Annotated in this window: 1 protein-coding gene and 1 pseudogene; both read right to left on the bottom strand. The window is 72.1% G+C overall.

Translation table 11 applies throughout. The features are described from left to right. Positions 1–69: 69 nt before the first annotated feature. Positions 70–657: an ArsR/SmtB family transcription factor gene (locus tag E1283_RS36585; protein WP_132822438.1), complete on the bottom strand. Its 588-nt coding sequence runs from the start codon at positions 655–657 to the stop codon at positions 70–72. A 70-nt stretch (positions 658–727) separates the two neighbouring features. After that, a pseudogene (locus E1283_RS36580) lies at positions 728–907 on the bottom strand (RNA polymerase subunit sigma-24); the annotation flags it as partial.

The raw sequence follows: 907 nt of genomic DNA, 5'->3' as shown, positions 1-907 counted from the left end.
GGCGGGGGAGTGTGCCGGTCGAGGTGGTGGAGGGCCAGGTGGATGTCCGGATGCACGTGACCGGTCCTCTCACGCGTCGCGGAACGGGAAGCCGTACAGGTGGAGGGCCACGCTCTCCCGGCCCTCGGTGTCGCCGGCCTCGACGGCCGCCCGGGCTTGGGTTTCCCAACGGTCGGTCAGCTCCCGCAACTCCTCGCCGAAACGGCGCAGTTCGTCCGGGGTGAGGCGCGGCAGGGACTCCCGGTCGAAGGCGGCCCGCAGCCAGTCGGGGCCCCAGCTCTGCCGCTCGTCGAGGAAGCGTTCCCGCATGCCGGCCTGCTGGTGCGCCATGGTGCGGAGAAGGGCGGCGTGGGCCGCGGCGGCCTCGGGGGCGTCCTCGAAGGTGTCGTGGATGCTGATGTGCTCGGAGACGCGGCGCCACCAGCGCTCGCGCCCGTCCGCGCGCGGGCCTTCGGTCTCCTCGATCAGGCCGTGCGCGGCCAGCTTCCTGAGGTGGTAGCTGACGAGTGAGACCGCCTCGTCCACCTGCTCGGCGAGCTGTGAGGCGGTGGCGGAGTCGGTCACACAGAGTGCCCGGTAGAGGCGGAGCCGCAGCGGGTGGCCGAACGCCTTCAGCGCGCCGAGGTCGGTGAGGTAGCGGGTGTCCCGGGATGCCATGCGGCGAGCGTACGATAGGAAAGGAATGTTGTGCAATATTTCTTTCGGAAGCCGGGTGCTGGGGGTGGGACTACCGCCGTAGCGCCTCGTTCAGCCGTGCGGCCCGCCGCGTCAGGTGGTCGCGTTCGGCGAGGTTGGTGGCCTGGCGGGCGGCCTCCGCGTAGAGGTGGGCGGCGGTTGTGAGGTCGCCGTCGCGTTCGTGGAGGTGGGCGGCGACCGCCGGGTGGCGCGGCAGCGTGGGGTCCAGGGG

Origin of the sequence: Streptomyces hainanensis (assembly GCF_004348415.1) — a bacterium.
Lineage (GTDB): Bacteria > Actinomycetota > Actinomycetes > Streptomycetales > Streptomycetaceae > Streptomyces > Streptomyces hainanensis.
The sequence above is the reverse complement of the archived record's forward strand: the minus strand, read 5'-3'. Positions and strand labels throughout refer to the sequence as shown.